The 20,791-nt window shown below is 43.1% G+C and carries 19 protein-coding genes and 1 pseudogene; 12 read left to right on the top strand and 8 right to left on the bottom strand.

Features of this window, described 5'->3' with window-relative positions; genetic code table 11:
* Window positions 1-92: 92 nt before the first annotated feature.
* Window positions 93-2,273: a PhoX family protein gene (locus ACM5QX_RS01880; RefSeq protein WP_414752130.1), complete on the top strand. Its 2,181-nt coding sequence runs from the start codon at window positions 93-95 to the stop codon at window positions 2,271-2,273.
* 122 nt (window positions 2,274-2,395) lie between these two features.
* On the opposite strand, the gene ACM5QX_RS01885 is transcribed toward ACM5QX_RS01880, so the two are convergent.
* Complete coding sequence (locus tag ACM5QX_RS01885; protein ID WP_414752131.1) at window positions 2,396-2,938, bottom strand: PEP-CTERM sorting domain-containing protein; 543 nt, start codon at window positions 2,936-2,938, stop codon at window positions 2,396-2,398.
* A 329-nt stretch (window positions 2,939-3,267) separates the two neighbouring features.
* Window positions 3,268-3,825, bottom strand: coding sequence for a PEP-CTERM sorting domain-containing protein (locus ACM5QX_RS01890; RefSeq protein WP_414752132.1), 558 nt, complete (start codon window positions 3,823-3,825; stop codon window positions 3,268-3,270).
* 278 nt (window positions 3,826-4,103) lie between these two features.
* Here ACM5QX_RS01890 and ACM5QX_RS01895 point away from each other — a divergent pair, with 278 nt between their 5' ends.
* Window positions 4,104-5,306: an argininosuccinate synthase gene (locus ACM5QX_RS01895; protein ID WP_414752133.1), complete on the top strand. Its 1,203-nt coding sequence runs from the start codon at window positions 4,104-4,106 to the stop codon at window positions 5,304-5,306.
* 80 nt (window positions 5,307-5,386) lie between these two features.
* Here the strand turns inward: ACM5QX_RS01895 and ACM5QX_RS01900 are convergent, their stop codons facing one another.
* The gene (locus tag ACM5QX_RS01900; RefSeq protein WP_011318861.1) at window positions 5,387-6,016 is read right to left on the bottom strand and encodes a DedA family protein; all 630 of its coding nucleotides are present in this window, start codon (window positions 6,014-6,016) and stop codon (window positions 5,387-5,389) included.
* A gap of 458 nt (window positions 6,017-6,474) precedes the next feature.
* Between ACM5QX_RS01900 and ACM5QX_RS01905 the strand changes: the two genes are divergently transcribed.
* Window positions 6,475-6,828, top strand: coding sequence for an STAS domain-containing protein (locus tag ACM5QX_RS01905; protein WP_414752134.1), 354 nt, complete (start codon window positions 6,475-6,477; stop codon window positions 6,826-6,828).
* Window positions 6,829-7,425: 597 nt separating this feature from the next.
* Here ACM5QX_RS01905 and ACM5QX_RS01910 read toward each other — a convergent pair.
* Together ACM5QX_RS01910 and rpsF are read right to left on the bottom strand one after the other, a co-directional pair.
* Complete coding sequence (locus tag ACM5QX_RS01910; RefSeq protein ID WP_414752135.1) at window positions 7,426-7,986, bottom strand: Npun_F5560 family protein; 561 nt, start codon at window positions 7,984-7,986, stop codon at window positions 7,426-7,428.
* Between the two features lie 265 nt (window positions 7,987-8,251).
* Window positions 8,252-8,578, bottom strand: coding sequence for a 30S ribosomal protein S6 (rpsF, locus tag ACM5QX_RS01915; protein WP_414752136.1), 327 nt, complete (start codon window positions 8,576-8,578; stop codon window positions 8,252-8,254).
* A 174-nt stretch (window positions 8,579-8,752) separates the two neighbouring features.
* Between rpsF and ACM5QX_RS01920 the strand changes: the two genes are divergently transcribed.
* Window positions 8,753-9,526, top strand: a complete 774-nt coding sequence (locus tag ACM5QX_RS01920; protein WP_011318865.1) for a fumarylacetoacetate hydrolase family protein — start codon at window positions 8,753-8,755, stop codon at window positions 9,524-9,526.
* A 2-nt stretch (window positions 9,527-9,528) separates the two neighbouring features.
* Here the strand turns inward: ACM5QX_RS01920 and ACM5QX_RS01925 are convergent, their stop codons facing one another.
* Window positions 9,529-10,005 (bottom strand): Tic20 family protein, encoded by a 477-nt coding sequence (locus tag ACM5QX_RS01925; protein ID WP_011318866.1) that lies wholly within the window; start codon window positions 10,003-10,005, stop codon window positions 9,529-9,531.
* 81 nt (window positions 10,006-10,086) lie between these two features.
* On the bottom strand, window positions 10,087-10,284 hold the full coding sequence (locus ACM5QX_RS01930; protein ID WP_010998935.1) for a hypothetical protein: 198 nt from the start codon (window positions 10,282-10,284) through the stop codon (window positions 10,087-10,089).
* Between the two features lie 535 nt (window positions 10,285-10,819).
* Between ACM5QX_RS01930 and glyA the strand changes: the two genes are divergently transcribed.
* The 8 genes and pseudogenes from glyA (at window position 10,820) to ACM5QX_RS01970 (ending at window position 18,708) form a co-directional block, all read left to right on the top strand.
* Window positions 10,820-12,103 (top strand): serine hydroxymethyltransferase, encoded by a 1,284-nt coding sequence (glyA, locus tag ACM5QX_RS01935; protein ID WP_414752137.1) that lies wholly within the window; start codon window positions 10,820-10,822, stop codon window positions 12,101-12,103.
* A gap of 193 nt (window positions 12,104-12,296) precedes the next feature.
* A complete protein-coding gene (locus ACM5QX_RS01940) occupies window positions 12,297-13,343 on the top strand; it encodes a glycosyltransferase family 4 protein (RefSeq protein ID WP_414752138.1) in 1,047 nt (348 codons plus the stop codon).
* A 55-nt stretch (window positions 13,344-13,398) separates the two neighbouring features.
* Window positions 13,399-14,649, top strand: coding sequence for a competence/damage-inducible protein A (locus ACM5QX_RS01945; RefSeq protein ID WP_414752139.1), 1,251 nt, complete (start codon window positions 13,399-13,401; stop codon window positions 14,647-14,649).
* A 103-nt stretch (window positions 14,650-14,752) separates the two neighbouring features.
* Window positions 14,753-15,338 (top strand): annotated as a pseudogene (locus tag ACM5QX_RS01950) (Uma2 family endonuclease).
* An 853-nt stretch (window positions 15,339-16,191) separates the two neighbouring features.
* Window positions 16,192-16,404 carry an NAD(P)H-quinone oxidoreductase subunit L gene (ndhL, locus tag ACM5QX_RS01955; RefSeq protein WP_011318871.1) on the top strand — a complete coding sequence of 71 codons (213 nt, stop codon included), beginning with the start codon at window positions 16,192-16,194 and terminating at the stop codon, window positions 16,402-16,404.
* Between the two features lie 25 nt (window positions 16,405-16,429).
* A complete protein-coding gene (locus ACM5QX_RS01960; RefSeq protein WP_414752140.1) occupies window positions 16,430-16,747 on the top strand; it encodes a DUF3007 family protein in 318 nt (105 codons plus the stop codon).
* Window positions 16,748-17,016: 269 nt separating this feature from the next.
* The gene (gene trpA, locus ACM5QX_RS01965; RefSeq protein WP_414752141.1) at window positions 17,017-17,817 is read left to right on the top strand and encodes a tryptophan synthase subunit alpha; all 801 of its coding nucleotides are present in this window, start codon (window positions 17,017-17,019) and stop codon (window positions 17,815-17,817) included.
* A 243-nt stretch (window positions 17,818-18,060) separates the two neighbouring features.
* Window positions 18,061-18,708 (top strand): heterocyst differentiation related protein, encoded by a 648-nt coding sequence (locus ACM5QX_RS01970; RefSeq protein WP_414752142.1) that lies wholly within the window; start codon window positions 18,061-18,063, stop codon window positions 18,706-18,708.
* Window positions 18,709-18,772: 64 nt separating this feature from the next.
* Here ACM5QX_RS01970 and ACM5QX_RS01975 read toward each other — a convergent pair whose 3' ends face one another.
* Entirely contained in the window at window positions 18,773-20,704 is a 1,932-nt protein-coding gene (locus tag ACM5QX_RS01975) for a protein kinase domain-containing protein (protein WP_414752143.1), read from the bottom strand.
* Window positions 20,705-20,791 lie beyond the last annotated feature (87 nt).

Genomic DNA, 20,791 nt, shown 5'->3' on the forward strand with positions numbered 1-20,791 from the left:
AAATCTGTAGAGTTTTTATTTACTCAACCATTCTTGCTATCAAGCAATGAAATAAATAGCAACATTTGTGAACTTTAAGTGGAGTACTCAGAATGAAAGGACGCTTTCACCCTAAAAATAATCAAACTATCAACCCATCTAGTAACGAGTCAATTCGTGATGTAATTGACCGTATGAGCATGAGTCGCCGTAAGTTCATCTTCACAGCTGCTAGTGCGTCAGTATTAACTGTTGTAGGTGAAGTTTCTATTGGTGGTTTTCTCCAAAGTGTTCAAGCCGCTCCAATTCCCAAGGGAACTGGATTTGCAGGTATTGGGTTCAAAAGCATTCCCCCGAATCTACTCAATCCTGCTACAGGAAAACTAGAAAAGGATCTTGTCAGTGTTCCCGAAGGTTACACAGCCAAAGTATTGGTTGCTTGGGGTGATCCAATTGCGCCTGGAGGCCCAACTTGGCTAGCAGATGCTTCCCAGGATGCGGCTGCTCAAGAAAAGCAGTTTGGTATGCACGCTGATGGTATGCACTACTTCCCAATATCCTATGGAAACCCTGTTGGTCGGACAGTCAGTTCACAAGCAAGATCATTAAGAAGCTTTTTAAATCAGCCAATCAACACTGGCTTGTTGTGCGTCAACCACGAATATACCCATGAAGAAATTCTGCATGGTTCCGAAGGTCTGACTCCAGTGACAATTCAGAAGGTGCGTAAGTCTCAGGCTGCTCATGGTGTTTCTGTTGTGGAAATAACCAAGAATGGTAATGACTGGACTTACAATCGCAATTCGCCTTATGGTCGCCGTGTTACTGCTAACACTCAGATGCGGGTTTCCGGGCCTGCTGCTGGTGATGCGTTGTTACAGTCGAAGAAGTTTAACATCACCCCAAATGGCTCGGTTGAGATTGGCACAAACGACGGTTACACCGCATACGGTACACTCAACAACTGCGCTAATGGCTACACACCTTGGGGTACTTATCTAACCTGTGAGGAAAATTGGAATGGTTACTTTGCTAACCCTACCTTGGCTGCCAACTCTACATCTGACGTGGAGTCAATTCCTGGGATAGATAAGTCTGATATCTTAGTCGGACAGAGACGTTACGGCATCCCTAGCCAGTCTAGCTATCGCTGGCCTGATGTTGATCCTCGCTTCAATGCCCAAACCAACCCATTAGAACCCCACTTATTTGGCTGGGTGGTAGAAATTGATCCTTACGACCCTCAAAGCACACCAGTCAAGCGTACGGCCCTTGGCCGATTCAAACATGAAAGCGCTCAAGTAGTTATTGATGACAATAACCGTGCTGCTTTCTATATGGGTGATGATGAACGTAACGAGTATATCTATAAGTTCGTTTGCACCCAGTCTTATAACCCTGGAAATCGCGCTGCTAACCGCGATTTACTCGACAATGGTATTCTGTACGTTGCCAAGTTTAATGACAACGGTACTGGTCAGTGGATACCTTTGGTCTACGGTCAAAATGGTCTGACACCAGAGAATGGTTTTAGAAGTCAGGCTGAAGTATTGGTCAAGACACGTCAGGCAGCAGATCGAGTCGGCGCAACCATGATGGATAGACCAGAATGGACTGCTGTACGCCCTCGCATTGGTGGATATAAGGAAATTGAGGTCTACTGCACATTGACCAACAATAACCGTCGTGGCGCGACTCCACCTTCTTCCAACAATCCCAACGGTACAACAACGGCAGCTAGCGCACGTCCTCCCGTTGATGCCGCTAACCCCCGTCCTGACAACCGTTATGGCCATATTATTCGCTGGCGTGAAGATGGACAAAGGGTCACAGCTACCACCTTCAAATGGGATATTTTTATTGAAGCTGGTGACAAAACTAGACCTGAAGCAAATCTACAAGGCAACATTAAAGGCGACGACCTCGGCGCACCCGATGGTCTTTGGTTCGACGACTTCGGTCGCTTGTGGATTCAGACCGACCAAGCTGGTGACGGTCGCGGTGATTGGGAAAAAATTGGTGGAAACACTATGTCCTGTGCAGATCCCAATACTAAACAAGTTAGGCGTTTCTTAACCAGCCCAACGGACTGCGAAGTGACTGGTATTACTAGCACACCTGATGGCAAAGCAATGTTCATCAATATCCAGCACCCAGGTGAAGGTGCGCCTCCTTCAAATCCCACCCAGACAAGTAACTGGCCTTATAGCCAAGGTTATGGGCCTTCTGGTCGCCCACGTTCATCAACTGTAGTGATTACCCGTAATGATGGTGGGGTGATTGGCGGTCTGTAATTTACATTTTCCTGATTAATTAACTATGTAGAGACGCTGTATTACAGCGCCTCTACATTTTTATATTATAAAAAAAGACAGGTACACACCTGCCCTGCTAGCAATATTCAGAAAAATGGTTTCTAGCTTGCTACTGTGGCTTTTTTCTTGCGCTTCATGAATAGCCCTATAGTAGCGGCGATCGCCGTTCCACTAACAGCCAAAGGTTCTGGTACTTGACTGTAGCTGACAGTACCTACTTCTGTGGTAAACACTGATCCATTAATCGTATAGAATCTGTTTCCGCCAATCTCTGGAGTATTTACATCACTACCGATGATAAACTGGTCTGCAACAAAATAGCTAAGTCCCTGAAGCTGACCATTTTCAAAGGTAACGATGGGGAAAAGATCAAAATCAATATCGTCTGCCTCTGTATAAGTATTACCCAAGTAGTTGAATGTAACTCTTAGTCCATTTTCAACTCCTAATGTCTCAAGTCCTAAACCAGTTAAGAATGAGTCATCATATCTAAAAGAACCGAAGTACTGACCACGATTGTCGCCAGATGTAGCATCTACCGTAAAACGGTAATTAACAATAGCAGCTTGTGTTGGTTTAAACTCAACAGCAACAACAGAAATCGCCGCAATAGTTGCAATACCTAAACCTTTAGCTAATCTCATGAAAAAATACTCCAAGCCTAAAAAGTGAAGAATAGTTACGCAATTACACTTAATAAGCCTTCAAATGATCACAAGAGGTTAAGGAATATCAAACCCAGGGTTAAATACAAATAGCATAACCGTGAAATTACGGTAATATGATAAAGTCCTGAGTACTGAGTTACGGGTAAGATATTCTTTCCCCTGTTTCTTAACTCTTATCCCTTCACTCAAAATAAAAACCCCACTGTTGAAGCGGGGAGTGATTCAATCAGGATTTTCTTGTCAGTACAATTGTACTATATTATCCAGAAAATAACAAGCTGTACACAGGAAATACTGCATAGCTTTTAAATATGGGTAGTTTTTTTCTGGCGGTTTGACCACAAACCGACAAAAGTGGCGATCGCTGTCCCAAAAATAGTTAAGGGTTCTGGTACTTTAGAATAGCTGACTGTACCCACTTCATTAGCAGATAATAAATCAGCGCTCACAATACTGTAAAACTGATTGCCCCCTGTATATGGATTATCTAAATCACCACCGATAAAAAACTGGTCTTCAACTAAATAGCTAAGTCCTAAAAGTTTGCCATCTTGAAAGCTAACTAAAGGTGCTACTCCGGTTGGATAATCAAAATCATCCAGTTCTGTGTATTGAGTACCCAAGTAATCAAACACCACAGATAATAGTCCATTGCTAACATCCAGACTCTCTTCGCCAATACCATTTAAGTTCGAGTCATCAAAACTAAAAGACCCAACGTATACCCCTGGATTATCCCCAGCAGTAGCATTCACAGCAAAATTATAATTAACTATGGCAGCTTGTGTTGGTTTAGCTTCAATAGCAGCTAAAGAAATAGCGATCGCAAAAGTAGCAATGCCAAAATTTTTGCTTAACTTCATCAGAAACAACTCCAAAGCTAAAAAGTGAATATTGTGGCGATTTCACTCACATAAATAAGCTTTGAACCAACGACAAGAGGTTAAAAACAATAGAATAAATGGTTAAGCAGCATGACCATAACTCACTAGCTGAATATTTGCACAAAGCTTGTTATGTCAGCGAATGATGATTGATCACCCTGGTTAATTACCCTATCAGTTGTTGCACAAAGAAAATATACACGGTGTAGTTAGATATAATAATGACTCATTATTTGTTTTCCTAACTGGAGAAAGCAATGGGTCGCGCCAAAAAGGTTGTTCTGGCATATTCTGGTGGAGTAGATACCTCCGTTTGCATTCCCTACCTAAAACAAGAGTGGGGAGTAGAAGAGGTAATTACCCTAGCAGCAGATTTAGGCCAGGGAGATGAATTAGAACCAATCCGAGAAAAAGCACTAAAATCGGGTGCAAGTGAATCCCTCGTAGCGGATGTCAAAGAAAGTTTTATTAAAGATTATGCTTTTCCCGCGATACAGGCGAACGCCCTCTATGAAAATCGCTATCCGCTAGGAACTGCCTTAGCCCGTCCGTTGATTGCTAAGATATTGGTCGAAGCTGCGGCGAAATACGGTGCTGATGCGATCGCACATGGTTGTACAGGTAAAGGTAATGATCAGGTGCGGTTTGATGTGTCCTGTACTGCTCTCAATCCTCAATTGAAGATCCTCGCTCCGGCGCGGGAATGGGGTATGAGTCGGGAAGCAACCATCGCCTACGGTGAAAAGTTTGGCATTCCCTCACCTGTGAAAAAGTCTTCACCTTACAGCATTGATAAGAATTTACTTGGTCGCAGTATTGAAGCTGGTGCGCTGGAAGATCCCAAATTTGAGCCACCAGAAGAAATTTATGAGATGACAAAGGCGATCGCCGACACCCCCAACGAGCCAGAATACCTGGAAATAGGTTTTACTCAGGGTCTGCCGACTACACTCAACGGTACACCTAAAGACCCTGTAGCACTCATCCAAGAACTCAATCAGGTGGTAGGAAGTCACGGTGTCGGACGCATCGACATGATTGAAAACCGATTAGTGGGAATCAAATCACGAGAGATTTACGAATCTCCGGCAATGTTGGTGCTAATTCAAGCCCACAGAGACCTAGAAAGCCTGACATTAACCGCCGATGTTAGCCACTACAAACGTGGTATTGAAGAGACCTACAGCCAAATAGTTTACAACGGCTTGTGGTACAGTCCCCTGAAAGCCGCCTTAGATGCCTTTATTCAAAAGACCCAAGAACGGGTATCAGGAACTGTCAGAGTGAAACTATTCAAAGGTAACGCCACCATAGTCGGACGCTGGAGCGATAGTTCACTCTACACCCCCGACTTAGCAACTTACGGCGCTGAAGACCAATTTGACCACAAAGCCGCCGAAGGCTTCATTTACGTTTGGGGATTACCAACTCGTATCTGGGCGCAGCAGGATAGAGGTTAAAAACGAGGGATGAGGGAGTAGGGATAGGGAGTAAGATTCACATCTCTGAATCCCATTCCCCAATCACAAATACCCACTCCCTATTCCCCAGCCGCGCGTTTAACCTGGCGCGATTCCAACCATATAGGTACAAGAATCAATGCCGCAAGTATAGCTACAGCTAAAATTGCAAATTGACTGACCCAAGCTACCAACTGTTCAAGGGATATAACCTTACCTGCAAAAAAGGCTAATGTCACCATCAGGCTAGCCCAAGCAGTTGCTCCGGCTACGTTGTAAGCAAAGAATCTTCCAAAAGGCATTTCAGCTATACCAGCCAATGGTGCCGCAAAAATTCTTAATAACGCAAAAAAGCGGCCAAAAAATACAGCTTTAGCAGCATTTTGACTAAATTGTTCTTTGATATTTAAGAGTTTTTCTTCAGATATCCGAAAAATTTTCCCTATTTGCAGCAAGAAAGGCCAGCCGCCTAGTTTACCAATCCAGTAGCCGCAATTAGCGCCAATTACGGCTCCAGCAACGGCGACACCGAGAACCAGCCAGTAACTCAATTCATCACTGCCAGCCAAAAAGCCACCCACTAGAGTTACGGTTTCACCGGGGATGGGAAGACCCAAATTTTCTAGTAAAATTCCTAAGAAAATAGCCCAGTAACCGTACTGATGGGCAAACTCCTGAATGTTTTCTAGTGAAATCAGCTCAAGAGACATCCCGCACCGCCGTCTTTACAATTTTTTACCATATAGTTTATCTTGGCTCGTTTATGGCTGGGGTGTCAATCAAGCTGCTTTTGGAGATAAGATCAGATCAAATCTATTATATTTATTACTTATTCAGTATTGACAATCAAATAGTCAGCAGTTATTAGCACAAATGCACAATTACAGCGATAAATCAACTTTTTAATTATGAAAAATTTATAAAAACCACGGAAAAATATAAAAATTGTGTAAAAGATACGATTGATACCGAAATCCTTAGGCGTTTGTGCCTATATTGAGAAAAGTTAACACAAATTATACGGCATGAATACTGACGGATAACTGGTCAACTGCGTGACTGCTATATTTTGCTTATGCGAGTAGAGCATAAATTTGCAGATAAGACTTAACCAGTATGAATGTCGTTTCTTGCTTTTGTTGAGCTTGCAATTTACTTAGTTAAATTTATGACACTCACTCAAGAACCACAAGTAGTTTTGTTTAAGCCCCAAGGCAGTATAGATTTGCAAGGTGGCTTGGCTTTAACTGAACAGATGACTCAGGCAGGGTCTCAACCGCATCAACTTTGGGTACTTGATTTAGCGGAGGTAGATTTTATGGATAGCTCCGGATTAGTTTCACTAGTAAAAGGACTTACTTCAGCACGCCAACTTGGTTGTCGCTTGATGCTATGCAACGTACAAACTCCAGTCCGATTGATTTTAGAACTGACTCAGCTAGACTCTGTATTTGAAATTTTTGATAGCTACGAGGAAGTCTTAACACTCGTCAACAATAGTAGTTTTGCTTTAGTAAGCTAATCTATAAAAATACGATAGATGTATGGCAATGTCAATATTAAGTGGTAACATCCAGCTATTAGCCATATTTATCCGCCATTGCCTGTAATCGCACCTATCGCCGGAGAGCAAAACCTACGAGTAAACGTAATCTCACATCTTCCCATCACAGAAGTACCAGTACATACTTTGCCATCAGCAAAGCCGCACCGAATCAAACTGGAAAAAGCTTGTTTTTAATGTCAAGTGACAATTTCTAACTTATAACTTCTGGTCTTCTAATCTCTCATCAGTTATTTATTTGGAGTAGCTTGTCAAGGCGGATGCAGTGGGAAACAGTCAAAGTTAGTATTAAGCTTCTTTGCTACCCATACTGCACCGCGTATATGACTGTCATTTTTATGATAAACCTTACATATCAAGAAAGTTTTAACTGTCTATGATAGTTCCGAAAATATTAAAAAATTATCTGATATATATTTAAATTTAGCGCGGAAAAAAGTTTTCCCCCCACAAAATGTCAGTCTACTTGATAGACCTTTAATGAGAAGTATTTAGAAAAAGATAGAGGAGCAAAATCTACTCTTTAGTATTGAACTAAGTTAAATCACTACAAAATCACGCGTTCTGTACGCTAGGAATATTAGCTTGTCCCGATGTTGGACGTGGGAAATTAGGTAAATCAATACCACTGTGGCTAGAGGTACGGGTTTTGAGTGCTAGACGATAACTCACACTTTGGAGTTCTGCTTGCAACTGACGGTTTTCTCTTTGTAGAACTGCGACTTTTTCTCTGACGGGAGCCATACGTTCTTCAAACTTACGACGGTAAATTTGCGGTAGTTCCTGCACTACTTGCTCCAACATCCGACTACGGTCTGTGAGTTCTTGTACAGACTGACGCAGTTGGTAAATTTCCGTGTCACGAGATGTGATCTGCTCTTGATAAAATGTTACTTGTTGTTCAACAGCTTGTAATTGCTCTCGCAGTGATTGTAACTGGCTTAAATCATACTCAGACTCTAAGCGTTGGGGCATAAAATTAGTATTGCCCTTGACTAGCCTAAATAGTTCTTGAGATAGCTGTTGTACTAGTTGATCTCGAAGCTGCAGTTCTTGACGCAGCTGGGATACTTCTGTCGATAGAGATTGGATGTTGGGTGTGTCAGTTTGGATCACGGTGGCTTACAGTTCCCATTGACGAATGTCGAACCTTATGTCTAACTGCAATAGTACTGCTTTTGACAAGTACTTGTTAATCTAGCATTCCCAACTAAATCAAAAAAAAGCCAAATGGTAAAATTTTTTGTAAAAGGAATCAGGGACTGGGGATTGGGGACTAAAGATTGGTGTAATTTTTTTCTTCGCTCCCTGCTCCACAGACTCTTACTGAGTATTGAGTTATGACAACCCAACACCCAGTATAGATTAGTTAGAGACTATATTAAGCGGTGGCAGCAACTTTGTCTTCTTTTTCTTTTGTTACTTCTTGCTTAACTGTTAAGTAGCGAATTACTTCTTCGCTCAACCGCATGGCACGTTCTAAAATAGCGATCGCTTTTCCTGGTGCATTGTAGTTAAACTGCACGTAGAAACCATCACGCTGCTTTTTGATTTCATAGGCTAGACGGCGCTTACCCCGATTTTGCACTTCGAGATCAGTTGCACCTTGTTCTTGCAGCAGGTTTTGATATTTGGCGATCGCTAGTTCCACCTGTTCATCTGTCAGGTCAGGACGTAGGATGTATAAGGTTTCGTAAACTGTGGACATTGTTACTAAGTCTCCTTTTGGACAAGCTGGCTGCTCGCATTAATTTATACAATAGTTTGATAATAACTACTTGCATCAATCAACATCTGAGCAACAAGGAACTATAATCTTACCAGTTTTCAATTTGAATCATCAGCTCAATCCGCCGAAATATCAAGGATATTCATCAAAGTTATGGCGCAGCGCTACGTGCGAGTTCAAAATCGGGAAGGTAAAATTTACTATGGGTTACTACAACTGTCTTTCAATGTGCAGGTTCTAGATGCTCCACCGTGGCTGCATGGACAACCCACAGACCTAATTTTAGAACCAGATCATTATCAAATTTTGGCTCCCTGCGCTCCTTCTAAAATTGTCGCAGTGGGCAAAAATTATGCAGATCATGCAGCCGAAATGGGAACGTCAGTTCCAAGTGAACCACTAATTTTCCTGAAACCACCAACAACGATTATTGCCTCGGAGACAGAGATTAAATATCCTCTCCAGTCGCAACGAGTGGATTATGAAGGAGAATTAGCCTTGATCATTGGCGATCGCACTTGTAACTGTACACCAGAGGAAGCCCAAACTAAAATTTGGGGTTATACCATTGCCAATGATGTGACAGCACGGGATTTACAGCGAAAAGATGGGCAATGGACAAGAGCCAAAGGTTTTGATACTTTCTGTCCATTGGGGCCTTGGATTGTCCGCGAATTGAGTCCAGGGGCAAGATTACAAACCTTTCTCAATGATGATGCTAATCCCGTACAATCGGCGGGAATTGATCAAATGGTATTTGCCCCTGATTTTTTGGTGTCATATATCAGTCAGGTGATGACATTGCTTCCCGGAGATGTGATTTTAACGGGTACGCCAGAGGGTGTAGGAGCTTTACAACAAGGCGATCGCATCCGTGTAGAAATTGAAGGCATCGGTCGCCTAGAAAACACCGTAGCAGCCCATTAACCCTAGCGTACCTGCATATAAACAGCATCAGAAATGGCGGGAATTTCTGCGTAACGTCCCAACAAAGAGTTAGCCACACAATAGACCACAGCAGCAATGATGCCGATGAAAATAGTTGTGTATAAGGTTTGTATGGCAAAGCCACCAGTAGGAATTAATCCAACTACATCTGTGAGGATGCTAAACAAAAATATAATGATGTCTAACAATATGGCCTGCATGGTGTTGAAACGAATAAAATGATTGATTTTTTCGTTCCTCACTACCAATAACCATAAAGCAAAGAAAATGATGATTCCGGCATAGCGAACGCCGTAATAAATTCTCAATAGTGGAATGAGGGGCAGAAACAGCAGTTGCAAAACAGGAAACTGTCTCAACAAAAACTCACCAAAGACAAATACTTCAATTAGAGGAAGCAGATAAGGTAAACAAGCAAAAATTCTATCTTTAATCGTTGTAGACCCGCGCCATGTCATTGTGCGTTCTCCTGTGGCTAAATTTTATGAGCTACTTGAGCTTAGGATAACGCAGTTACTCAGCATTACTAGCAATTATGATTATTCTATATGGGCAACACGAAAACCCATGAGACATTCGTACTGCTCTGGTTGCTCTTGGGCTAGTTGACTAATAGCTTGACCACAGGTGAGCTTACCACCGCGCCATCGGGGTTGACCACTGCCGTTAGCGAGTAAACAAGATGGACAAACTCTCTCAGGGGCAAGGATTTGATCTTCCATTAAAATGACGAGCATCTCATCTCCTCCTGTAACTCCTCAAATGGCTCAAAGTTAGGGTTGAGTAGTGATTAGTGAATAAATGTATCCGATCCATACTTTTTTTTTGCAGTCGGTAACTTGGCGGACTCTTAGTTCAGCACCATTGTTGGGGAAAATTTTATTCATAAAAAACTGCCAAGTGAGTCTGAATTTATTGTATGTTGTATATCTCAGAGATTAACTCTTTGGGTGAACACTCATATATAAATTATTATTCCTTTTGACGAAGAAGCTGAATCAAGCTAGTAGTATTTGTCCCACTGATGTATTGAATGATGGAGAGTATTTATAATTCATATTTCCGGAAAGAGGCAAATGATGGTTATCCCATTAACCAATCTGGGAGCTAATAATAAATAAATCAGCATAAATAAAAGTCAATGGTACAGATGCGTTCATCGAATATGTACAGTAGCCAAAATAGATAGAAATCTTGATTGGTGGCTCTAAGTTATGTGCTGCGCTCAAACAAAATCAACTGTTGTGCAAATTTCCATTAGGTATAGTTAAAGTGACTAGAACAAATTCAGATTTTCTCACTAATTCTGATCCAGCGATCGCCGGATTGATTAATCAAGAACTCCAACGTCAACGCGACCACTTGGAGTTAATCGCCAGTGAAAACTTTACCTCGGCTGCTGTCTTGGCGGCTCAGGGTTCAGTATTGACAAATAAATACGCTGAGGGGCTGCCAGGTAAGCGTTACTACGGTGGTTGTGAGTTTATCGATAAAATCGAGCAAATAGCCATTGACCGCGCTAAACAGCTATTTGGTGCGGCTCATGCCAACGTCCAACCCCATTCCGGCGCACAAGCCAATTTTGCTGTTTTCCTGACTTTACTCGAACCAGGAGACAAAATCATGGGGATGGATTTGTCTCATGGTGGACACCTTACCCACGGTTCCCCGGTAAACGTTTCCGGTAAGTGGTTCCAAGTTTGCCACTACGGTGTCAGTCAACAAACAGAACAACTAGACTATGACCAAATTCGTGAGCTGGCGCTGAGGGAGCGTCCTAAGCTCTTGATTTGTGGTTATTCTGCTTATCCCCGGATTATTGACTTTGAAAAGTTCCGCAGCATCGCCGATGAAGTGGGCGCGTATTTGCTGGCGGATATTGCCCACATTGCCGGTTTAGTCGCAAGTGGACTGCATCCCGACCCCATACCTTACTGTCACGTCGTCACAACCACCACCCATAAAACCCTCCGTGGTCCCAGAGGTGGTTTAATTTTGACCGGTGACGCAGAACTTGGTAAAAAATTGGATAAATCCGTTTTTCCTGGAAGCCAAGGGGGACCTTTAGAACACGTAATTGCTGGGAAAGCAGTTGCTTTTGGTGAAGCCTTAAAGCCAGAATTTCAAGGCTATTCCGCCCAAGTAATTGAGAATGCCCGTGCTTTGGCAAATCAACTCCAGAATCGCGGATTGAAACTTGTATCTGATGGTACAGATAATCACCTAATGCTCGTAGATTTACGGTCTGTGAACATGACAGGTAAACGAGCAGACCAGCTAGTGAGTGAAGTAAATATCACCGCTAATAAAAATACCGTTCCCTTCGATCCTCAATCACCTTTTGTTACCAGTGGTTTGCGCTTGGGTTCCCCAGCTATGACTACACGGGGAATGGGAGAGGCAGAATTTACCGAAATTGGTAATATTATCGCCGATCGCCTACTCAACCCAGACTCAGAAACAGTCGCTCAAGATTGTAAACGCCGGGTAGCCGCATTGTGCGATCGCTTCCCCTTATATCCACACTTGGAAATTCCTGTACCAGTCTTAGCGTAGGGATGAAGAAGCAGGGGAGCAAGGGGAAAAATTTAGAGAAAGATTTCCCCTTTTCCCCCTGCACCCTGCCCCTCTGCCCAATTAGTCCCCATTCCCAAATTCCTGACTGATCAGGGTCTGAAATATAGTAAAAATAAGTAGGAAACCTCCCTCATCACATTTTTGTTTCATAAACTACTCATTAAAAATACAGATGCCTGCTCAGATTTATCATCTGATTGCCTTTTTAGTAGCGGCAGTAGTCGTTCTCTGGACTACGCCCGATGTCAGAAAAATTGGTATAAAAAGTGGACGTGTTGACCGCCCTGGCGATCGCAAAATCCATGACCATCCGATGGTGCGTCTGGGAGGAGTTTCTATCTTCGCAGGTACAATAATTTCCTTAATGGTCGTTTGGTGGCTAGGTGGGTTTAACAATCTCTCGCCAGAAAAAGAATGGCAAATTTGGGGTGTTATCTTAGGTGGTTTGGGCTTTTTTCTCATCGGTCTAGCCGATGATTTATTAACCCTATCTCCCTTGGGGCGCTTGTTAATACAAATGATTGTTGCGGCTGGTGCATGGAAAGCCGGTGTCAGCATAGATTTCATCAGCATCCCCACAATGGGAATTGTTGACCTGAATTTCCTCAGTTTGCCCATCACCGTTATCTGGTTGGTAGGCATGGTAAATGCCATCAACTGGATTGATGGTCTAGATGGCTTAGCAGCTGGAGTATCGGGAATTGCGGCTGTGGTGATGTTGCTTGTGTCTTTGTTTATGCACCAACCAGCAGCAGCTTTAATTGCCGCCGCCTTAGCTGGCGCAGCCTTGGGATTTCTCCGTTACAATTTCAACCCCGCACAAATTTTTATGGGTGATGGTGGTTCCTATTTTATGGGCTTCACCTTGGCGGCTGTGGGTGTGATTGGTTTGGTAAAAATTCCAGCTTTTACAGCTGTTATTTTGCCTTATTTAATTCTGGCAGTTCCCATTGTGGATATGTCAGCTGTGATTCTGTCTCGCATCCGCCGAGGGAAATTGCCTTGGGTTGCAGATAAACGCCACCTCCACCACCGATTACTACAAGCTGGTTTATCTCATCGCTGGACGGTTTTGTTTATTTATTCCTTAACTCTGTGGGTGGGGAGTTTAGCGTTAGTTGTGGCTGGTGTACCTAGCAGTATTGCTTACGCTGGTGGTTCGACATCCCTGTTAAGTTACGTTATTTGGCGAGCTTGGAGGGTTTCTCAGCAAAAGTGAAAAGGTAAAAGCAATAAAGTAGTATTAGCATCTTTTGCCTTTTTCCTTAAATTACATGAGTGCAGAAATTATTTGTGTTGGTACTGAACTGCTTTTAGGTGACATCCTCAACGGAAATGCTCAATATTTAGCACAGCAACTAGCCCAGTTAGGTATCCCCCATTACCATCAAACGGTAGTTGGGGATAATTCAGTCCGAATTAAGCAAGTTATAGAAATTGCTATTTCCAGGGCTAATATTCTGATTTTTACAGGTGGTCTAGGCCCTACACCAGATGACCTGACTTGTGAAACCATCGCTGATTTTTTCGGTTCGCCTTTGGTAGAAAGTCCCGAAATTATCGAAGATATTACGCAGAAATTTGCTCAACGCGGTCGAGTGATGACACCAAGCAACCGCAAACAAGCTTTAATTCCTCAAGGTGCAAACATCTTACCTAATCCCACCGGCACAGCCCCCGGTATCATCTGGGAACCACGCCCTGATGTGACAATTTTTACCTTTCCTGGTGTGCCTAGTGAAATGCACCGGATGTGGCAAGAAACAGCAGTACCATTTCTCAAAAATCAAGGCTGGGGTCAAGAGATTATTTATAGTCGCAGTCTCAAGTTTTGGGGAATTGGGGAATCTGCATTAGCGGAAAAGGTGACAGCTTATTTAAACTTACCTAACCCTACAGTAGCGCCCTACGCCGGGAAGGGAGAAGTCAGGCTACGTGTTTCGGCAAAAGCCCCTTCAGAAGTAGCCGCAGAGGCTTTGATTGCACCAGTGGAGAAGCAAATTAAAGACATTGCTGGCTTAGATTTTTATGGTGTCAATCATGATAGTTTAGCTTCCGTTGTCGGTGAGTTATTGCGGAGTTCAGGGGAAACCTTATCGGTAGCAGAATCCTGTACTGGTGGTTTGTTGGGGCAAATGTTGACGGAGATTTCCGGTAGTTCTGATTACTTTTGGGGTGGGGTAATTTCTTACGACAACTCTGTGAAGGCTGGGTTGTTAGGAGTGAACCCAGAAGATTTAGAAAAATTAGGCGCAGTCAGCGATACTGTAGCCGAACAAATGGCTATAGGTGTAAAAACCCGTTTATCAACAACTTGGGGATTGAGTATTACGGGGATTGCTGGCCCAAACGGAGGGACAGCGACTAAGCCTGTTGGTTTGGTTTATATCGGCTTAGCTGGGCCAGGGGAAGAAGTGACAAGCTTTAAATATAACTTTGGCACAATGCGCGATCGCTCTTTTATTCGTCATTTAAGTGCGTCTACAGCGCTAGATTTACTACGGCGGCGCTTGTTGACAAGGTGATATACTCCCACACTTGGTGCAAACTGTAAGTGTGGGAGTATATCACCGAATCCGGGTATCTCGTCAGACAACAACTTTACCTAACATAATTCTCACCAAAAAAATGATCGCAGCCAAAGACAAAGCCCCCCCAGCTAACCCCACAAGAATACTTTATTTGGGAAGAACAGCAGCTAGAAAAACACGAGTATATCAACGGCGAAGTTTACGCCATGACTGGCGGTAGCGTCAATCACGGGCGTATCGCCATCCGCTTCACCGCCATGTTCGACAACCACTTACAAAATACAGGTTGCATCACTGGAAATTCTGAGATCAAAGTCAATATCTTTGGCAGTAATAACTATACCTACCCAGATGCCAGCGTTACCTGCGACGTTCGCGATCAAACCACAACTCAATATATTACCTACCCTTGCTTAATCGTCGAAGTCCTCTCAAAAACTACCGAAGCCTACGACAGAGGCGGCAAATTCCGAATGTACCGCCAAAACCCAGCTTTGATCGATTACCTACTAGTCAGTTCTACTAGCATCGAAATCGACCTGTATCACAAAAACGATGCAGGCGATTGGTTGATTATCAACTATAAACCAGGCGATACTATCGAACTTAAAAGCATTAACCTCAATTTCCCCATTGAAAAAGTCTATCGCGGTTTAACCCTCGAACCAGAAAATGGGGAATAGTATCAAAGTATTACCTACTACCCAAATGGCAATCAATGATTGTTAACTTTGGCACTATGCAAACTCAAAAAAATTTTTCAAAACCCATAAGATTGCCTCAGTGGCAAAGTTATGGGTAAAGTTACAAGAACTTACTTTTATGGGGGTGGAGGGACTTGAACCCACACGACCGTTTAAGGTCAACGGATTTTCATTCTCCCGCAGCTTTCGCTACTGCCTATTGGCTTTGAGAATTGGACTCTCTCTTTACCCTCGTCTTGACGTTAGGGTAGCTCCCGTCGAGTCTCTGCACCTTCCGATTAGCTGTAAGTTATCTACTGTTAACTTACTAATTACTACTTCGGCTTGGCTCAGGATTGCCTTGTCTATAACTAGATTTAGGTTTCCCTGAGTTTGAGAGCGTCCACTTAAAGAATTTCTTCTTTAAGGCTCAATTATTTAAGTCCGTAGCGTCTACCATTCCGCCACACCCCCCCGTTGTGTTGGGAGCTTGCTATATTTTGGAGGCAGCAAATACCCCCTCATATATTCCACCATTAAATGCGTATTTTGTCCAACTAGATTGAAAAATTTTTATCTCCCTTGAGAAATCTGCTGTTGCTAGCTGAGAGTTGCTTATGCTTCCTCGCAATTAACTAGACTTAGCATCTTCAATCTTTGCCTGACAAGGATACTACTTCTTTACTGGCTTTGCCATTGTAGCATTATCTTATAATTTTGATCAGCAAGAATCAGGAATTTTTGCTGGACTCATTTAAAAGCCCAATAGTTATGGTGTGTCCAGGCTTTCAGTTCAGCCTATGATGGAAAATAGATGCACCAATTGATCTGATCCACTCAAAGACAAGGATTTATGATTGTACCCCTGCTATATCTGGCTTTAGCCGGAGCTTACTTATTAGTTGTCCCTGTTGCTTTAATGTTTTACTTAAAGCAGCGCTGGTATGTGGTTAGCTCTGTTGAGCGCACCTTTATGTATTTTCTGGTGTTCTTGTTCTTTCCGGGGCTATTGGTTTTATCCCCATTCGTAAACCTGCGCCCCCGTCCACGCAAAATCGAAGTTTAATCAAGATTGGTAGGTCATAAATCTCATGCGACGTATTGACGCTATTGGAATTGGCATTGGCATTTTCATTGTCGGTGGTTTGGCATATCTGGGATTCCAGCTATTCGGTTTAGATGGTCAACAAGCTGGTATTTGGAGCCAAGTTTTACTAGTCATTGGTTTGATTGGCTGGTTAGCCACCTATGTCTTGCGTGCGGTGGGAAAAAATTTGACCTACCATCAACAACGGGAAGATTATGAACAAGCTTTCTTCCAAAAACGGCTAGACGAGTTAACTCCTGAAGAATTGGCCAAGATTCAAGCTGAGATTGAACAAGAGAAACAAACTCAAATTAATTCGTGATGGCCTGCGGCTAGGTCAACGCCAATGTAATTCGTATAGGACTTACGTATGAAAGCAAAAAATCAAGGGTTTGGACAAGGGTGTAGGGAAGAAGGATATAGGGGCGTAAATGTTTAAAACCCTTACACCCCTATACCCTTACCCCCTTACACCCAGTCTTAACAGACAACCTGGGTGGGTAAGTCCTATTCGTATTGGAGTGTAAGTCTTACGGTGGTCAGTTGTTTGTTACTATTGACTACTGACCACTGACTACTGATCACTGACTAATGACAGCCATTTCCGATCGCTTTGAAACCCTCAAACAGAATCAAGAGTGTGCGCTGATTCCGTTTATTACTGCTGGTGATCCTGATTTAGAAACTACGGCTGCCGCCTTAAAGATTTTAGATAGTAATGGTGCTGACATAATTGAATTAGGCATTCCTTACTCCGATCCTTTGGCAGATGGGCCAGTAATTCAAGCAGCCGCTACTCGTGCTTTACAAAATGGTACAAAACTGGAAGGTGTGCTGGAAATGTTAAAAGCCACCACACCCAGTTTGCAAGCACCGATTGTTTTATTTACTTATTACAATTCTATTTTGCACCGAGGGATTGACAATTTCCTTGAGCAAGTTGCTGCTGCTGGTGTCGCCGGCTTGGTAGTGCCTGATTTACCCTTAGAAGAAGCCGCAGGACTGCTTAAACCCGCTACTGAACGGGGGATTGATTTAATTCTGTTGATTGCCCCTACAAGTTCATCTGAGAGAATAGCAGCGATCGCTCGTTCATCACAAGGATTTATCTATTTGGTTAGTGTCACAGGTGTCACCGGGATGCGATCGCAAGTAGAAGGGCGTGTGCTTGATTTATTACAAAAAGTTCGGCAAGTAACCGATAAACCCCTCGGTGTTGGTTTTGGCATATCTCAACCCGCGCAAGCAACTCAGGTGAGAGATTGGGGAGCAGATGCGGCTATTGTGGGTAGCGCTTTTGTCCAGCGCCTAGCCACAGGAACACCAGCAGAAGGACTCAGTGCGATCGCGGAATTTTGTCAAAGTCTGAAGGCAGCCATCAAAACATCTTGATGATTACGATAAATTAGATTACAAAAGTATAACGGTGTAGTTTTTTTACACCTATTTTGTGGACAATTTAACATTTATGGTCTTGAATATTATCATCAGAATATTCATCTGTAAAAAAACTAGCTGAAACAACAGCTTAATATTTTGGGTATTATGTGAATTAAGTAGGCTAAAAGATTATGAGTGTGAGAGTAGGTCAGTCAAACGTTATGGAATTTACATCGCAGATGAGGGGTGAAGGCGATGAGTGAAAGTATGGCATTTATCGGCGGTGTCGCCGTGGCTGGACTGGCGGCTCTCTTGATGCTCAGAGGTACAGGTAATTCCCTACAGCCTAACTTTGGTGTGGCTTCACAAATGCCAGCTAACTTAGTAGCGCCCCAGGTGATGCCGCCCCAATACCCACCTTATGGGCAAGCACCATATTCTAACCCACAACCAGCTGCACCAAATCCTGTGCAAACTGTGGAATTAGAACGCTTAAAAATGGATTTTGAACGCTTAAAGAGTGACAACGAACAACTAAGAGCGCAAAACCAACAACTCCAGTTCCAATTCCAAAACTGGAACAATAGCCAGCAGATGCAGTTAGCCCAACAAAATACTCAAAGGGTAGCATCTGCTGCATTACAACCCCAAAGCTCTTGGTGGAATTCACCTATGGTCTGGGCTGTTGGTGGAGCAACTTTGACAATTGGCGGTGGTATTGTTGTCGCTGGTGTACTATCTTTATTCTCACCACGTTCACGCCCCACCCGTACAGTACAAGTTATTCACCCATACCAAGGCCCTACACCACCATTGGTTCCTGTACGTAGGGCTGAATTCCTACCCCCAGCAGGGATGGAAACAAGAAGGGTTGAAGCTCATGAGTATGACGAAATGAGGTAAGAAGGCAGGGGGCAGGAGGTAAGAGGTATAATACTTGATATCTCTCTTACTCCCTACTGCTTAATTAATAACCACCTTGAGGAAGTTCTTCAGAACTAGGTGTTTCATTGGTAGATTCTTCGTCACTATTAGGTGATTCTTCCATAGAATTATTTAGCTCCCCTTGATTTTCTGTCTTGGGGAGTGCTTGTTTGGCTATATTTTCGGTGGCTTGTTTAAATATAGGTTCTAGTTTATCTCGCCAGTATTTAATGTTGGGTAACTTTTCTGGCTGATTTTTGTATTCTAAAACTTTATCCCATTGACCATCTTCTAGGGCTTTGTTGATGTCATTAAACAAGGCATCAGCTTTTTGCCAATCTTGTTGCCACTGATTGATCATGGCACTGGTTTCTTTAATACCAGCAGAAGCATTTGCCGGGATTGATCTTAGCATGGCGATCGCCCCGACTAAATCCCCTGATTCATACTTCCTCCTGGCTTGTTCCACGACTTTAGTGGTGTCTTCCTTCGGTTGTGCTGCTTCCGTTGGCTGAGAATCTGGGGAATCTTCTGGTTGTGGTGCTGAATTAATAAAAGGGTCTAATTTCGGTTGGCGTTTGGGTACTGGTCTAGCAGCAATCAAAGTACTATCATCAACCGTTTTCAACGCAATGCCTTTATCCCGTAGGCAAGAAACCCACTGTTGATTATTAATAATCACATCCGAATGCGCCCAAGCCAAACGACTAGAGTTAAATTTTATTTCTACCCAACCTCTTTTTGTCCGTTTACCTGTGACTTCAAAGTTAGTCTTAACACCAATAGTTTGCAAAACCGTATCAGTATTAATGGAACTAGGTTCAGAACGGATATTAGAATTGCCAGCTACTACAGCCAGGCATTTATTTCCTGATGTAGCATTATTACCCAAAACATTAGCAGCAAAATTTTTCACATTGGGATAAAAGTTAGCTACTAACGCAGCAGCGCCACCCGCCAATACAATCCCAATTAATAGAGGTAATGGGTCGGATTTGCTAGAGTCTTTACGTCCAGGTTGAGTAACAACTGGGTTTGTTGGTGCAACGGCTACAGTTTGTTGACGAGAGACGGAGGATGATGGTTTAGCTGGTTGATAGTAGGAGCTATTGAAAGACTTTGCTGATGTAGAGGATACAGCTACAGATATAGGATTAAGAGCATTTTGTAAGGCTTGTAAAGCTTCTGTGGCAGTTTGGTAACGGTCTTTAAAGTGATAGCGCACCATTTTATTTAAGACTACTGCCAGGCGATCGCTCACATTCACCAAATGCCGCCAAATGAGTTCTCCTGTTTGGGGGTCTTCTTGTAACTCTGTAGGTGAAATACCAGTCAAGGCTTGAATAGCGATAATTCCCAAGGCATAAATATCGCTGTTGGGACGGGGTTTACCTTGCCCTTGTTCTGTAGGCATATAGCCAGGAGTACCAATGGCCACAGTAGCCGATGATTGTCCGCCAACTGTCACCAGTTGGGTACGCAATTGTTTAACAGCCCCAAAATCTACTAAAACTAACTTATTATCAGCAGTGCGGCGAATGATGTTATCTGGCTTGATATCGCGGTGAATTACACCTTGATGATGGACAAATTCCAAGATAATCAAAATTTCTTGCAACAGGTGAGTAACTTGGCTTTCACTCCAACGATTGCCAGGGATAAGTTCTTCGGTCAGGGTATGTCCGTCGATAAACTCTTGGACTAAATAAAATTCTTGATTTTCGTCAAAATAAGCCAGTAACCTGGGGATTTGGTCATGATGACCCAGATTTTCTAAAGTTTCGGCTTCGCTATTGAAGAGGCGCTTGGCTGTTTCAAATACTCTGGGGTCAGATGTGGCAGGCTTGAGGTGCTTGACAACACAGGTGGGGTTGCCTGGCCGTCGGGTATCCTGAGCAATGTAAGTTTGACCAAATCCCCCTATTGCCAGGACTCTAATTACTTGGTATCGATGATCTAGTAGCTTGCCAATCATATTCTCTCCCCAGAGTTATTACCTAGATTTCGCCGATGGTAATAAATATCTCCAATTTTTTTTACATGAAATCCGCTATCTTGATAA

It is taken from the genome of Anabaena sp. CCY 9910 (genome assembly GCF_963920875.1).
Taxonomy (GTDB): Bacteria; Cyanobacteriota; Cyanobacteriia; order Cyanobacteriales; family Nostocaceae; genus Trichormus; species Trichormus variabilis.

Excerpts from the sequence above, each read along its gene's own strand:
- ACM5QX_RS01880 (WP_414752130.1), top strand. The coding sequence starts at position 93 with ATGAAAGGACGCTTTCACCCTAAAAATAATCAAACTATCAACCCATCT.
- ACM5QX_RS01885 (WP_414752131.1), bottom strand. The coding sequence starts at position 2,938 with ATGAGATTAGCTAAAGGTTTAGGTATTGCAACTATTGCGGCGATTTCT.
- ACM5QX_RS01890 (WP_414752132.1), bottom strand. The coding sequence starts at position 3,825 with ATGAAGTTAAGCAAAAATTTTGGCATTGCTACTTTTGCGATCGCTATT.
- ACM5QX_RS01895 (WP_414752133.1), top strand. The coding sequence starts at position 4,104 with ATGGGTCGCGCCAAAAAGGTTGTTCTGGCATATTCTGGTGGAGTAGAT.
- ACM5QX_RS01900 (WP_011318861.1), bottom strand. The coding sequence starts at position 6,016 with ATGTCTCTTGAGCTGATTTCACTAGAAAACATTCAGGAGTTTGCCCAT.
- ACM5QX_RS01905 (WP_414752134.1), top strand. The coding sequence starts at position 6,475 with ATGACACTCACTCAAGAACCACAAGTAGTTTTGTTTAAGCCCCAAGGC.
- rpsF (WP_414752136.1), bottom strand. The coding sequence starts at position 8,578 with ATGTCCACAGTTTACGAAACCTTATACATCCTACGTCCTGACCTGACA.
- ACM5QX_RS01920 (WP_011318865.1), top strand. The coding sequence starts at position 8,753 with ATGGCGCAGCGCTACGTGCGAGTTCAAAATCGGGAAGGTAAAATTTAC.
- ACM5QX_RS01925 (WP_011318866.1), bottom strand. The coding sequence starts at position 10,005 with ATGACATGGCGCGGGTCTACAACGATTAAAGATAGAATTTTTGCTTGT.
- ACM5QX_RS01930 (WP_010998935.1), bottom strand. The coding sequence starts at position 10,284 with ATGCTCGTCATTTTAATGGAAGATCAAATCCTTGCCCCTGAGAGAGTT.
- ACM5QX_RS01940 (WP_414752138.1), top strand. The coding sequence starts at position 12,297 with ATGCCTGCTCAGATTTATCATCTGATTGCCTTTTTAGTAGCGGCAGTA.
- ACM5QX_RS01945 (WP_414752139.1), top strand. The coding sequence starts at position 13,399 with ATGAGTGCAGAAATTATTTGTGTTGGTACTGAACTGCTTTTAGGTGAC.
- ndhL (WP_011318871.1), top strand. The coding sequence starts at position 16,192 with ATGATTGTACCCCTGCTATATCTGGCTTTAGCCGGAGCTTACTTATTA.
- ACM5QX_RS01960 (WP_414752140.1), top strand. The coding sequence starts at position 16,430 with ATGCGACGTATTGACGCTATTGGAATTGGCATTGGCATTTTCATTGTC.
- trpA (WP_414752141.1), top strand. The coding sequence starts at position 17,017 with ATGACAGCCATTTCCGATCGCTTTGAAACCCTCAAACAGAATCAAGAG.
- ACM5QX_RS01970 (WP_414752142.1), top strand. The coding sequence starts at position 18,061 with ATGAGTGAAAGTATGGCATTTATCGGCGGTGTCGCCGTGGCTGGACTG.
- ACM5QX_RS01975 (WP_414752143.1), bottom strand. The coding sequence starts at position 20,704 with ATGATTGGCAAGCTACTAGATCATCGATACCAAGTAATTAGAGTCCTG.